The sequence below is a fragment of the Nocardia arthritidis genome (assembly GCF_011801145.1).
GTDB classification, from domain to species: domain Bacteria; phylum Actinomycetota; class Actinomycetes; order Mycobacteriales; family Mycobacteriaceae; genus Nocardia; species Nocardia arthritidis_A.
Map to the genome: position 1 here is coordinate 7,197,068 of NZ_CP046172.1, position 14,152 is coordinate 7,211,219.

Consider the following 14,152-nt stretch of genomic DNA (forward strand, 5'->3'; position numbering starts at 1 on the left):
CATCAGGCAACCCTCCACTGTCCTGAGGAGTCGGCATCGTGCAAGGCGCGCGCGATGAGCTCGTCGGTGTCCATCTCGTCGATCGACTGTTCCGCCGCGGTGAACCGCTCGGGCTCGCCGTCGCCCTCGCGCTTGATCAGGTCGAGCAGACCGTCGAGCAGTCCGGCCGCGCGCAGCCGGTCCACCGGGATGGTCGCGAGCGCCCGTCGGAGCGCGGCGTCCTCGACCGGTTCCGGCTCGGCCTCGTCGGGTAGCAGTCGGACCCGCAATTCGGCGGCCAGCTCGGCCGGTGTCGGATAGTCGAAGACCGCGGTGCCCGGCAGCCGGACGCTCGTCGCCGCGGCGATCCGGTTGCGCAGCTCCACCGCGCTCAATGAGTCGAAACCCAAGTCGCGGAATGGTTGTCGGGCATCGATCTGCGTCGACGGATCGTAATCGAGCACGGCGATCACGTGCCTGCGCACTATGTCCAGCAGCATTCGGTCGCGGTCCCGGACCGGCGCTGCCGCCAACCGCTCGGCCAGGCTCGGGCCGCCGGTCACCGCGGCGTCGACGGTGCGCCGCGCGGGCGCCCGGACCAGACCGCGCAGTAGTGCGGCGGTTTCGACGGCCCGCATCCCGCCGATGTTCAGGTGCGCGGCCACCACCATCGGCACCGGCTCGGCCTGCGCCAGATCGAACAGTCCGAGCCCGTCGGCATTACTCAACGGGGCCATTCCGGAGCGTGCCATCCTGGCGATATCGGCTTCGCCGAGGTGACCGGTCATGCCGCTGCGCTGCTCCCAGAAGCCCGAGGCCACCGAGAGTCCGGGCAGTCCGCGGGCCCGCCGGTAGGTCGCCAGCGCGTCCAGGAAGGTGTTCGCCGCGGCGTAGTTGCCCTGTCCGGCCTCACCGAAAACCCCTGCGGCCGAAGAGAACATCACGAACCCGGCCAGGTCGAGGTGTTCGGTGAGCTCGTGCAGGTGCACGGCGGCATCCACCTTCGACCGCATACCGGTATAGAGCCGTTCCGCCGTCATCGACCGCACCAGGCCGTCGTCGAGCTGGCCGGCCGCGTGGACCACCGCGGTCAGCGGGTGACTGTCCGGAATGGATTCGAGCACATCGCGCAGCGCATCCCGATCGGCGGCATCACAGGCCACCACGGTGGCACGGGCCCCGAGTTCGGCGAGCTCGGCCACCAACCGTTCGACGCCCTCCGCCCCCGGCCCACGGCGCGAGGTCAGCACCAGATGCCGAATGCCTTGCGCCGCAACGATATGCCGGGCCACCAGCCCGCCGAGCGCGCCGGTGCCGCCGGTGATCAGCACCGTACCGTCCGGATCCCACCGAGCCGGAATGGTCAGCACCTGCTTGCCGACGTGTTTACCCTGGCTCATCGTGCGGAACAGTTCGGGGGCGTGGCGGACGTCCCACACCGTGGGCGGCTCGGGTTGCAGCCGACCGGAGTCGAAGAGCTCTCGCAGTTCGCGCCACATCTGCCGGATCCGTTCCGGCCCCGCGTCCAACAGCAGATCGAATGCCGCATAGGTGATGCCCGGATACCGCTCGGCGATCTTCGCGGCATCGCGCAGGTCGGTCTTGCCCATTTCGACGAACCGGCCGCCCACGCGAAGCAAACCCAGTGAGGCATCGGTGAATTCGCCGGCGAGTGAGTTCAACACCACGTGCACCCGACCGAACTTGCCCGCGAATTCGAGGTCGCGGGACGACGCGATCTCCTCGTCGCGCAGGCCGAGCCGGTGCAGCACGGACCATTTGCCCGGGCTCGCGGTGGCCAGCACCTGGGCCCCGAGCGCACGGGCGAGCTGCACCGCGGCCATCCCCACGCCGCCGGCCGCGGCGTGCACGAGCACCGTCTCACCCGCCGCCAGCGCGCCGAGGTCGACCAGACCGTAGTAGGCGGTGAGGTAGACCAGCGGGATCGCCGCCGCCCGGTGGAACGACCAGCCGGGCGGTATCGGCGCGACGAGCCGACTGTCGGTGACCGCCACCGGGCCGAAAATACGCGGGTCGAATACGCCCATGACGCGGTCGCCGACGCGCAGATCGGTTACGGCCGAACCGATTTCGGTAACGATTCCGGCACCCTCGTTGCCCATCGTCGTGTCGACGACGTCGCGGCTGAGCCGCATGCCGAGGGCTCGCAGCACATCCTGGAAGTTCAGCCCGCAGGCCCGCACGGCGATCCTGATCTCGTGCGGTTCGAGCGGGCGGAGTTGCTCTGGGGCGGAGACGATCGCCAATTCGTCCAGGCTGCCGTTTTCGCTGGACCGCAGCCGCCACGGCAGCGCGTCGTCCACGAGCGTCAGGCTCCTGGCAGTACCCGCCCTGGCAAGCCGCGGTGCGCGCAACGCTCCGGACCGAATGGCCAATCGGGGTTCACCCGCGGTCGGTGCGGCGGCCAGCGCGTCCGCGTCCGGCCGCTCGTCGACGTCGATCAGCAGCAGCCGCCCCGGCTCCTCCGCCTGCAGGCTGCTCAGCAGGCCCCATGCCGAGGCCGCCGCCAGGTCGGTGAGCTCAGCGGCGGAGTCGACCGCGACCGCACCCGTGCTGACGAATACCGCGACCGTGTCCTCGAAACGTGTGTCGGCCAACAGGTTTTGGGCCGTGTCCAGGCAATCCCGCACCGCGCCATGGACATTGCCCGCCAGTTCGCCGTCCGGCGTGGACGAGATCGGAAGGAAAAGATGTTGCGGCACAGGCATTCCGGCATCGATCGCCGCGCCGAGCTCGGCCAGGTCCGCGAACTCCGGTCCGAAGCCGATCGTGCCCACCCTGGCACACCGATCGGCATGCACGACCGCCTCCGGCAGGTGCACCGGAGCCCAGCGCACATGGAACAGCGAATCGCCCAGCCGCGCCGCGGCGCCGTTCATCGCGGCCGGGTCCGCGGCGCGCAGGGTCAGCCGCTCGATATCGGCGACCGGTGCGCCGGTGTGGTCGGCGATGCGGATGGTCACCCCGTCGCCGGATACCGGCCGTATCCGGACCCGCAATCGGCGCGCCCCAACGGCATACAGCCGCACCCCGCTCCAATTGAACGGCAGCTCAACCTGTTTCGAATCCGCCGAGGCGGCCGATCCGATACCGTGCAGCGCCGCGTCGAGCAATGCGGGATGTAGACCGAAACCCGTGGCATCGGCCGTATCCGGAAGTACCACCTCGGCATAGACGTCGGTACCGGCCCGCCATGCCGCGGCCAGTCCACGGAAAGACGACCCGTAGTGATAACCCTGTGCCGCCAGGTCGTCGTACAACCCGGTGACATCGAGCGCGTCGGCATCGCGCGGCGGCCATTCGAGCAAACCCGCCGGTTCCGCGTCATCGGCCGGAACAAGTGAACCCGTCGCATGGCGCACCCACTCCCGGCCGTCATCGGGCCGGGAATACACCCGCAGCGAACGCCGCTGCCGCTCATCGGCCGCCCCGACCACGAACCGCACCTGGCGCGCACCCGCGTCCAGCAGCAGCGGCAGCTCCAACGTGAGCTCCTCGACCTGTCCGGCGCCGACCTGATCACCGGCATGCCGCGCCAGCTCGACGAATGCGGTACCCGGCACCAACACCGCGCCGTCGACCGCATGATCGGCCAGCCACGGATGCGTGCGCACCGACAACCTGCCGGTCAACACCAGCCCTTCGGCCTCCGGCAAAACGACCGCCGCGCCGAGCAACGGATGATCGGCGGGGTCGAGCCCGAGGGTCGTCGCGGCTCCGGCCTGCGGGCCGGTGTCCTCCAGCCAGTACGTCGTCCGGTCGAAGGCATAGGTAGGCAGCGCGTCGTCGTCGGCGGCGATCCCGGCGAAAACGGTTTCCCAGTCGAACGGCACCCCGCGCACGTGCAGGGTGGCCAGCGCCCGGGCCAGGTTATCCGCATCGCCGCTGCCGGATCGCAGCACGGGCACCGCCACCGCGTCGGCCGCGGCGGAGTCGTCGAGGCAGTCGAGGACCAGCTGGCTGAGCACGGAGTCCGGGCCGAGTTCGACGAAGGTGCCCACGCCCAGTTCCCGCAACGACCGCACGGCGTCCAGGAAGCGGACCGGGTTGCGAATGTGCCGGATCCAATATTCGGGCGTGGCGATTTCCGCGGCGACCAGACCGCCGGTGACCGTGGACACGAACGGAATTCGCGGCGGATGATAGGTCGCCAGCTCGGCGATCTGCTCGTACTCCGCGAGCAGGCCCGCCACCAGCGGCGAGTGCGAGGCGTGGTTGATGGCCAGCCGTTTGGTCCGGCGGCCCCGCGCCCGCAGCCCGTCCACGATGGCCAGCACCTCGTCCTCCGCACCCGAGAGCACGATCGATTCGACGCCGTTCACCGCCGCGACGGACACCTGCTCGGTCAGCAGCGGAACCACCTCCGACTCGGTGGCCTGCACCGCGACCATCACGCCGCCGACCGGAAGCTCGTCGGACAGCCTGACCCGCGCGGCCGCGAGCATCGCCGCATCCTCCAGCGACAGCACGCCCGCCACATGCGCGGCCGCCAGCTCGCCGGACGAATGACCCGCGACATAGTCGGCGCGGAAACCGAGGTGCTCGAGCAACCGGAACAGCGCGACCTGAACGGCGAACAGCGCGCACTGGTGATACGAAAACACCTGCAGCAGTTCGGCTTCGGCCGAGCCCGGCGCGGCGAACAGTACCGTCTCCAGTGGACGGTCGAGCTGCAGGTTCAGGTAGTCGCAGGCCTTGTCGAACGCGGCGGCGAAGACGTCGAAGCGCTGGTAGAGCTCGCGGCCCGCGCCGAGTCGCTGGCTGCCGCCGCCGGTGAACAGCACACCCACCTGGCCGGGGCGCGAGTCGGCCGGGCCGATCACCGCCGCCGATTCCGCTCCGTCGACCAGTCGCGTGAGCGCCGCGCGGAGCTCGTCCCGGTCCGCGGCGAACAGCGCCGCGCGCGCGTCGAGTGCGGTCCGCCGCGTCGCCGCGGCCGCGGCCAGTGCGGGCACGGCCGACTCGGTAACGGAATCCAAGTGTTCGCGCAGCTTGTCGGCCTGCCGCCGCAGTGCGGCGGGATCGGCGCCGGAGAGCAGCACGGGCCAGCCGTGGAAGGGGGCGTCATCGGCCGCCTCGACCGCGTCCTCGACCGCCTCCTCCAGGATGACGTGGGCGTTGGTGCCGCTCATGCCGAACGAGGAGACACCGGCGCGCCGCGGCCGACCCCCCGGCGTGTGCCACGGCCGCGCCTCGGTCAACAGCGCCAGCTTCCCCGCGGACCAATCCACTTGCGTCGACGGCGTTTCGGCGTGCAGTGTGCGGGGCAATACCCCGTGCCGCATCGCCTGCACCGTCTTGATCACACCGGCGAGGCCGGCGGCCGATTGCGTGTGTCCGATATTCGATTTGATCGAGCCGATCCACAGCGGATCGATGCGGCCCTGCCCGTACGCGCCGATCAGCGCGTGCGCCTCGATCGGGTCGCCGAGCGTGGTGCCGGTGCCGTGCGCCTCCACCGCGTCCACCTCCGCGGGCGCCAGACCGGCCACCGCCAGCGCCCGCATGATGACCCGACGCTGGGCCGGGCCGTTCGGCGCGGTCAACCCGTTGGAGGTGCCATCGGAATTGACCGCGCTGCCGCGGATCACCGCGAGCACCCGATGACCGTTGCGCCGGGCGTCGAGCAATCGTTCCACCAGCAGCACGCCGACACCCTCACCCCACGCGGTGCCGTCGGCGGCGTCGGCGAACGGCTTGCAGCGGCCGTCCGGCGCAAGCCCGCGCTGCCGACTGAAGGCGACGAAATCATCCGGCCCGGGCAGCACCGTCGCCCCGCCGACGACGGCGAGGCGGCACTCGCCCAGCCGCAGCGATTGCGCGGCGAGGTGCAGCGCCACCAGCGAGGACGAGCAGGCCGTATCGACCGTCATGGTCGGCCCCTCGAAACCGAAGAAGTAGGCGAGCCGTCCGGAGATGACACTCGACGCGGTGCCGGTCATCCGGTAGGCCGCGAGCTTCTCCTCGGTGTCGCGCGTGCGCGGTCCGTACTCACGGGTCTCCGCGCCGACGAAAACCCCGGTGCCCGAACCGGTTACGGTCTCCGGCTGGATACCGGCCCGCTCGAACAGTTCCCAGGTGCACCGCAGCAGCAACCGCTGCTGCGGGTCCATGGCCAGCGCTTCGCGCGGCGAGACGCCGAAGAAGGACGCGTCGAATTCCGCTGCGTCGTAAAGGAATCCGCCGCGCCGGGTATAGCTGGTCCCGGGCGTGGCCGGGTCCGGATCGTAGAGCGCCGCCAGATCCCAGCCGCGGTCGGTGGGGAATTCGGAGGTGGCGTCGACACCGTCGGCGACCAACTGCCACAGCTGCTCGGGTGAACCGACTCCGCCGGGATAGCGGCAGGCCATGCCGACGATCGCGATCGGCTCATCGATATGCGAGCCGCCGTCGGCGTCCGTCCCCGATTCGGCGCCGGATCCGAACAGCTCACCGCACAGTAGGCGCACCAGCCGCTGTGGCGTCGGATAATCGAAGACCAGCGTCACCGGCAGTTCCAGTCCGGTAGCCGCGACCAGTCGGCGGTGCAGTTCGACCGCGGCGAGCGAGTCGAATCCCAATTCCAGAAATGGGCGGGCCGGCTCGAACCGCTCCGGGACCCGTTCGCCCAGTGCGGCCCGGGTCTGGGCGGTGACCAGTTCGGTCAGCGCCCGGACCCGCTCGGGATCCGGCGCGGTGGCCAATTCGGCGATTACCGCCCGCCAATCATTCGGTTCCCGCTGTTCATTCAATTCTGCTCGCATTTTTCCCCGTTGGACTATTCCCGAATCGAGCTATCTTGCCTGCGCCGCCAGAGCGCGTTTGTCCGGCTTTCCCGCGTCGGTGAGGGGCAATTCGGTACAGAATCGGACAACGGCGGGTACATGCGCGGCGGACAGTTCGGCGGCGATATGTTCCTTCAACCGTTCGGCGAGATTTTCACCGTCTCCGTCGGGCACCACCACGGCATGAATATTTTCGACGTAATCGCTGTCGGCGACACCGAATACGGCGGCCTGTGCGATACCCGGATATGCGAGCAGCGATTTCTCCACCTCGGACGGATAGATCTTCACACCGTTCGTCTTGATCATTTCGGAGAGCCGGTCGACCAGATGCAGGTAGCCGTCGTCGTCGAAATAGCCGATATCGCCGGTGTGCAGCCACCCGTCGATCAAGACCCGCTCCGTCAGCTCTGGTGCGCGCCAGTAGCCCTGCATCATCATCGGCGAGCGCAGGCAGACCTCGCCGGTGGCTCCGGCGGCCAGCACGGTCCGGGTCTCCGGATCGCAGATGCGCAATTCGGCGAAGGGAACCGGCTTGCCGACCGTGTGCAGCAATTCCGGTCGCCGATGTTCCTCGGGCGTCAACCCGGCGATGGCCCAGGACTCCGTCGACCCGTACACCTGGGCCAGCACCTCACCGAACGCCTCGACGGCTTGCCGCAGCCGGGCGGGCGCGGCAACGCAACCGCCGTAATAGATTTCGTGCAGGCTGGACAGATCGGCGCCGCCGCGGTCCGGATGGTCGACGAGCAGGTACAGCTGCGGCGTGGCGAGATACAGCCGGTTGACCCGATAACGCTGAATCGTCGCCAGCACATCGCCGGCCTCGAATCGCTCCCGCAGGATCAGCGTCCCGCCGCCGGCGAGCACACCGTCGGCCATACCCGAAACCGATTGGGTCACCGGCGTTGTCACCATCATGACGAGCCGTCCGCCGCCCTGACGAGCGCCGCCGATCATCATGGCGAGCGCGGCGAAGCTGCGCCCGACCCCCTTCGGCAAACCGGTGGTCCCGCTGGTGTACACCACCGTGGCGATGCCGCCGGTGGTCGCCTCGACCGGCGAATCCGACTCGCCCGCAAGAAGATCCGGGATATCCGCGTCTGCGAAGCCCCAGCCGAGCAACCGGCCCTCGGTACCGGCGACGACCTTGCCCGCGTGCACGCGGCGGTCGGCGTCGGTGACCAGAACGGCGCTGCCCGACCGCTCCCACACCTCGCGCTGGGTTTCGACCGAAACCTCGTCCAGCGGGTTTGCGGCGTTCACCCCGCCGATATGCATGACCGTCGCGCCGAGCAGATTGCCCGCGTAGCGCGCGAGCAGCGTCGCCGGACTGTTGGTCACGGTGAGCAGGGCGACCGTGTGCCCAGCGCCGATCCCGTTGTCCCGCAACGCGCAAGCCGTTCGGTACACCAGCTCACGGCAGCGGGCCGCAGTGAAAACCTCGTCGCGCCAATGCAATACGACCCGATCCGGATCGGCGGCGAAAACGTCGAGCAGCTCGTCTACGTAATGCCCCTCGCTGACCATCATTGCTCCATTCGTGAATTCGCCGTCGTACCAGTCAGTTGCGGGCCGAGGCGACAAGTTCTGCCAGGTGTTCCACCGCCGCGTCGACGGGAGGCAAGGCGAGCATTCGCCGGTGCGCCCGCCGGGATTCGGCGGCGATCCTGCCGTCGGCGAGCACCGCCGTCGTCGTCTTGTGGACGCATTCCGCGGTCAGCTCGGCGAGCCGCTCGCCGAGCCCGAAATGCGCGATCCGATCGGCGTTGTGCGGCTGGTCCCCGAATTGCGGCAGGGTCACCATCGGGGTCGCGGTGCGGATCGCCTCGCGCACGCTGTTGTAGCCCGCGTGCGTGAGGAACAGCTGCGCGCACTGCAGCACGGTCGTTTGCGGAACCCAGTCCAGCAGGTGCACATTCGGCCCGGCCGTGATCCCGTCGACGGTGAATCCGGCGGTCGCGACCACCGCATGGCAGTCGACCTCGGACAGTCCCTCGATCAACGCGCGAATGATGGCCTCCGGCGGCGTGGCCTGTTCGGGCAGGTCCACCCCGTACGACTGGAATGCGCCGAGCATCGGCAGTGCGGTACCCACCGCCGCCAGCACGAGCGGGCGATCCCCGGACAGTCCGGCGAATTCCGGCGGCAGCACGCCACCGCCGCCGACCTGCAACGGCTGCCGGTAGGCGAACGGCTCGGGCATGTCGTACTCGGCGAACGAATACTCGTGCGGCACACTCTCGAACCGGCCGAACCGATGCACCACCGGCCCGTCGACCGGCGGCAATCCGAGCTCGGCCCGCCGCTCGGCCAGCGGTTCGGTGAGCCCGGCCGGATCGATGATGTTTCCGGCCCCGGACGGCGCCGAGATATGCGGAATACCCAGTGTCTCGGCGACCAGCATCCCGGCCAGCTCCGCCCCGTCGCGCACCACGGCGTCGGGCCGGAAGTCCGCGGCGATCGCGAACACCATTCGGTAGATCGCCGTGACGTGCGGGCCCGCCGCGGTCCGCAACAGCTGGTCCCGAATGCTGGGCTCCGGCAACCGGATTCCCTCGGCCTGCTCGGCCTCCTTGCGCGCACGCATCAGAGCGCTGATCGACTCGACGATCCCGGGCAGCTCTGCCCGGACCGGCAACCCGGCCGCCCGGAACGTATCCGCGAGTTCGGGCGCGGTCACCACCAGCACATCGTGTTCTGCCCGCGCGAGCGCGGCGGCCAGCGGCAGCACCTCTCTGGCATGCCCCTGCGAACCGGTTACCGTACACAGCACCCGCACGGTCTCACCTGGCCTTTCTTTATGTCCCTCGATCTCGACGGCTCATGACCCACCCCCAGCCAGAACGGTACGGGTGGGCTGAATGGCGACCAACCCCTAACGCCCCCATTACCTTTCAACCCCGCCACTGGTTGGAGGCCGATATTCAACCCGAATCTCAACCCGCGGGTTGGTGCCTCGGATCCCGCGTCGCCCTTAGCCTCGGCTGGACAGTTACCGCAAGTCTCGAGGGAGGACGGTATGCCGACCAGTACCCTGATCAACGGCGCCGTCGTGGTCGCGGTGATCATTTACATGATCTACCGGAAGTTCACGTGGACCGAAATCATCAGCACCGAGGTCTGGGGCACCCCTGCCACCCTGATCATCATCGGTGTGCTCCAGTTCCGGCACCTGGACAAGGTGTTGAAGCCCGCCGATATCGTCATCATCGTGCTCGGTGTCGCCTTCTCACTGATAGGCGGCGCGGTGATGGGTCTGGCGACCCAATTGCGCAAGGATGGCGACAAGTGGTACCAGAAGGTCGGCAAGGTCGGCCTGGTGGCATGGGTCATCCTCACCCTGTCGCACGTCGCGATCGAAGCGCTCGGTCACGTCGCCGGCGCCGAGGTCGCATCCAGTGGCTCGGTGATGATGCTGACCATGGGCGTCAACACCGCCGCCCTGACCTTCATCCTCAACATGCGCACCGGTGGTGTGAAGCCCCCGGCACGTGGCGGCAGCACCAGTTCTTCGGGCTACCCCCGGTAGTCCGTCTGCACAGCGGTTCCCAGTCCGCTGAACGGTGGCGCGTCCGGCTCTCCTCCCCCTCGCTCGAGCCGGACGCGCCACACCCCTGCTCCCGGTCGTCACCGTGTGACGGCCGGGAATTCGCTTGTCACACCTCGGAATTCAGCGCGGCCCCGTCCGGAATCGCGGCGTGCACCTGCCAGTAGGGCACGCCTTGCTCGTCCCGGATCACATCCGTCCGCAGGTATCCGTCGACCAGCTCGATCCGCTCCCGCATTCCGGTCAGCCCGTAGCCGCGCGACTCCGCTCGCTCTCCGGATTCGGCCTCGTCCAATTGGTTTCGCACGGTGAGCGATACGTCGTCGTCGCCGTAGCGCAGGCATATGCGCACCCGCTGACCGCGTGCGTGCTTCCCGGCGTTCGTCAACGCCTCCCTGGCGATCCGCAACAGCGCGATGCTCTCGGCCGGGGCCAACTCCCGATACGCGCCCTCCTGATGGAATTCGACCGGTGTCCGGTGGTCGCGATCGAACGATTCGGCCAACTGCCGCAACGACTCCGGCAACGATCGCACGGTTTCGCGTAACGCGGCGACCGCCTGCCTGGCATCGGACAAACCCTGTTCGGCCAGTCGCTGCGCATTGCCGAGATACTCTGCGGCCCGGTCGATCTGCCGGTGTTCGGTGAGCAGTGCGTGCGCCACCTCCAGCTGAACCCGCAAGGCGCCCAACGAATGTGCGAGCACGTCGTGCATTTCACGGCCGATTCGCGCGCGCTCCTCGGCCGCGGCGGCGTTCAACTGCTCGCGGTGGGTGAGTTCCACCTGGATGAGCCGGGCGATGTACTGGCGCCGGTTCAACCCGGCCAGCGTCGCGATGACCACCGCGCCGAAGTAACTGACCGAGCTGTGCATCGAATGTTCCCACCACATGCCCGACCCGAAGATCAAACCGCTCACCAGCAAGCTGACCAGCACCAACGCCAGCGCCGATGTCTCGATCAGCGATGCGTAGGTGCCCATGACCACGCACAGCATGATGACGGCCGAGGCATCGCTCGGCACGCCGCTCGCGACGGCCAGCAAGGAGGCGGCGACGATCAGTACCACCCGCATCATCTCGGGTGCGCGCTCGGCGAAGGCCAACCAGCACGCCCAGCAGACCGCCACCACGCCGTAAACGACCCAGAGCCACCAGAATTCGGCCGCGGGACGGGCCGAAACGAGCGTCGCGCCGATGACGGCCGTGCTCAGCCAGGGCACGGCCCTGTCGCCGGTGAACAATTTGTGCGGCGCGAACCGACCTGCCGGGGGCGTGCCGAGCTGGTCCATACGGCCATCGTGCCGTACCGGCGCGGACGGTACCAATCAGTGTGTTCGGGCTCCGGCCAGCGCTTCGAGCCGCGGCACCATATCCGCCACCTCCGGCAAGGCCGACATCGCGCGCCGCACCTGCCGCATGCGGTCGCCGAAGCTCGCGTCGGTGAGGACCTTCCGGCAGGCCTCGGCGATGGCGGACGGCGACCGGTCGTTCACCCGCAGGCCGAGGCCGTAGCGCTCGACGAGGTCGGCATTGGTCAGATTGTCCCCGTACTGCGGGAGCACGACCATCGGGGTGCCGGACGCCATGGCCTCCCGGATGCTGTTGTAGCCGCCGTGCGTGACGAACAGCTGCGCGCACTCGAGCAGCAGCGGCTGCGACATCCATTCGACAACCCGAACGTTATCCGCACCGCCGCCCACCTTGTCGGCGGCGATCCCACCGGTGGACACCACCGCGTGACAGTCGAGCTCCGACAGCGCCCGCGCGACCGCGCCGATCGTCAGGGCCGGATTGCGCAGTTCGTCACCGAGGTCGACCCCGGCCTGTTCCGCCGATTCCATCAGCGGGAATTCGCTGCCGACCGCGGCGACCACGAACGGCCGCTCGGGCGGCAGGTCCGCGATGTCGGGGACCAACACCTGATGTTCGTTCAGCGGTGGCTGCCGGTAGGCGATCGGACTCGGACCCGGAAAGGTCGCGAAGCTGTATTCCGGTGGCACACAGTCGAATCGACCGAACGGGAAGATGGCGAACGGATCGGACCGCGCGGGCAGGCCCAGCTCGGCCCTGCGCTCGTTCAGCGGATCGCGCACCCGCTCCGGCTCCAGAATGTTGCCGTCGCCGGACGGGGCGCTGATATGCGGTATGTCCAACGCCTCCGCGAGCAGACAGCCGGACAGCTCACCTCCGTCCCGGATCAGCAGGTCCGGCCGGAACCGCTCGGCGATCGGCAGCAGCCGCCGGAACGCGTCGACGAGGTGCGGCCCGGTCGCCACCCAGGTGATCTGCCCGGCCGGCGTGCCGAATCCCGCCATCACCTCCGGGTCGAGAGTCATTCGCCCGCAAAGCAATTCGATGAGCGGCGCGAGAACCTGAGCCATTCCCGGCAATACCGGATGCACCACACCCGCCGCACCGTCGAGCCGCGGCGCCAGCTCGGCTGTGCAGGCGAACGCCACCTCGTGTCCCGCCGCCGTCACGGCGCGCGCGAGCGGCAGCACCGAGTTCAAATGGCCGACGGAACCGGTGATCGTGCACAGTACGCGCATAGTAATTCCCTTGTCGCCGTGTCGATTACAGGCTGAAGACGTGGTCGGAGCGGATCGATCCGGTGGTGTCGAACAATCTGCGCGCCCCGGCGATCAGGTCCAGATCGTAGCCGCGATGGCGCTGCAGCAGGATGGTGAGATCGGCCTCCCGCAGCGCCTCGGCCAGATCCGGCACCCGGTTGATTTCCCCGTCCGGCCACCGTAGCTTGTCGACATACGGATCGTGGAACATCACGGTCACACCGCGTTCCCGCAGCGCGCGAACGATCGGCACGGCGGGCGTATTCCTGGTGTCCGCGGTGTCCGGCTTGTAGGTCACCCCCAGGAGCAGCACGGTCGCGGCGTTCGTCGGGATGCCGAGGTCCTCTAGGTGTTTGCCGCCCCGGTCGGCCACCCACAGCGGCGCGGACTTGTTCACCCGGTTGGCGGTTTCGGCCATGTGGAACGGCAGGCCGAGGGAGGCCGCATGGTGCACCAGATACAGCGGGTCGACCGGGATGCAGTGGCCGCCGACTCCCGCGCCGGGCCAAAACGGCATATAGCCATAGGGTTTGGTGGCGGCGCAGGCGATCGTGTCCCAGACGTCGATATCCAGGCTGTGACACAGCTGGGCGAATTCGTTCACCAGCGCGATATTGATCTGGCGGAAGGTATTTTCCAGGATCTTCGCCGCCTCCGCCTCACGCATCCCCTTGGCCGGGTGCACCTCGGTGATCCGGCGGTAGAAGTCGGTCGCGCGCCGCGCACATGTCTCGGTGAGACCGCCGACGACGCGCGGGGTGTTCCTGACATTGAACCGGGTATTGCCGGGATCGATCCGTTCCGGGGAGTATGCCAACGCGAAATCGACGCCGGCGCGCAGACCCGACTCCTCCAGAATCGGCAGCAGCAGGCCATGCGTGGTGCCCGGGTAGGTCGTCGATTCGACGATGATGAGCTGCCCCGGCCGCAACCGGTCCCGCACGGTGGTGATCGCGCTGGTGAGCGGCCCGAGATCGGGCTGGTCGTCCTCGATCGGCGTCGGCACGCACACGACGATCGTTTCGCAGTCGGACAGCACCGCGGGGTCGGTGGTGGCCCGGAATCGGCCCCGCATCGCCGCCACCTCGGCATCGGTCACGGTGTCGATCGGCGACAGACCGGCATTCAACCGGTCCACCCGTCCGCGGTCGATATCGATGCCGATCACGCTGTCGCCTGCGTCGACAAATGCCGCGGCCAGCGGCAATCCGACATATCCGATACCGATGATGCCCAGTCGCTGAGCGAACATAATTACTCCAAAGT

General features: G+C 68.6%; 7 protein-coding genes. 1 reads left to right on the plus strand and 6 read right to left on the minus strand.

Going from position 1 to position 14,152, the window contains the following annotated elements; genetic code table 11:
* Nucleotides 1–2: 2 nt before the first annotated feature.
* The 3 genes from F5544_RS32280 to F5544_RS32290 are packed head-to-tail and all read right to left on the minus strand — an operon-like array spanning nt 3 to nt 9,546.
* Nucleotides 3–6,743, minus strand: a complete 6,741-nt coding sequence (locus F5544_RS32280) for a type I polyketide synthase (protein ID WP_167476679.1) — start codon at nt 6,741–6,743, stop codon at nt 3–5.
* A gap of 30 nt (nt 6,744–6,773) precedes the next feature.
* On the minus strand, nt 6,774–8,297 hold the full coding sequence (locus F5544_RS32285; protein WP_167476680.1) for a class I adenylate-forming enzyme family protein: 1,524 nt from the start codon (nt 8,295–8,297) through the stop codon (nt 6,774–6,776).
* A 31-nt stretch (nt 8,298–8,328) separates the two neighbouring features.
* On the minus strand, nt 8,329–9,546 hold the full coding sequence (locus F5544_RS32290; protein WP_167476681.1) for a glycosyltransferase: 1,218 nt from the start codon (nt 9,544–9,546) through the stop codon (nt 8,329–8,331).
* Between the two features lie 240 nt (nt 9,547–9,786).
* Between F5544_RS32290 and F5544_RS32295 the strand changes: the two genes are divergently transcribed.
* Nucleotides 9,787–10,296 carry a hypothetical protein gene (locus F5544_RS32295; protein ID WP_167476682.1) on the plus strand — a complete coding sequence of 170 codons (510 nt, stop codon included), beginning with the start codon at nt 9,787–9,789 and terminating at the stop codon, nt 10,294–10,296.
* Nucleotides 10,297–10,423: 127 nt separating this feature from the next.
* Here the strand turns inward: F5544_RS32295 and F5544_RS32300 are convergent, their stop codons facing one another.
* From F5544_RS32300 to F5544_RS32310, 3 genes are read right to left on the minus strand one after another with little or no spacing between them, the layout of a single operon-like run.
* Nucleotides 10,424–11,605: a sensor histidine kinase gene (locus F5544_RS32300; protein ID WP_167476683.1), complete on the minus strand. Its 1,182-nt coding sequence runs from the start codon at nt 11,603–11,605 to the stop codon at nt 10,424–10,426.
* Nucleotides 11,606–11,641: 36 nt separating this feature from the next.
* Nucleotides 11,642–12,865: a glycosyltransferase gene (locus F5544_RS32305; RefSeq protein ID WP_167476684.1), complete on the minus strand. Its 1,224-nt coding sequence runs from the start codon at nt 12,863–12,865 to the stop codon at nt 11,642–11,644.
* A 25-nt stretch (nt 12,866–12,890) separates the two neighbouring features.
* A complete protein-coding gene (locus F5544_RS32310) occupies nt 12,891–14,138 on the minus strand; it encodes a nucleotide sugar dehydrogenase (protein ID WP_167476685.1) in 1,248 nt (415 codons plus the stop codon).
* Between the last annotated feature and the right edge of the window lie 14 nt (nt 14,139–14,152).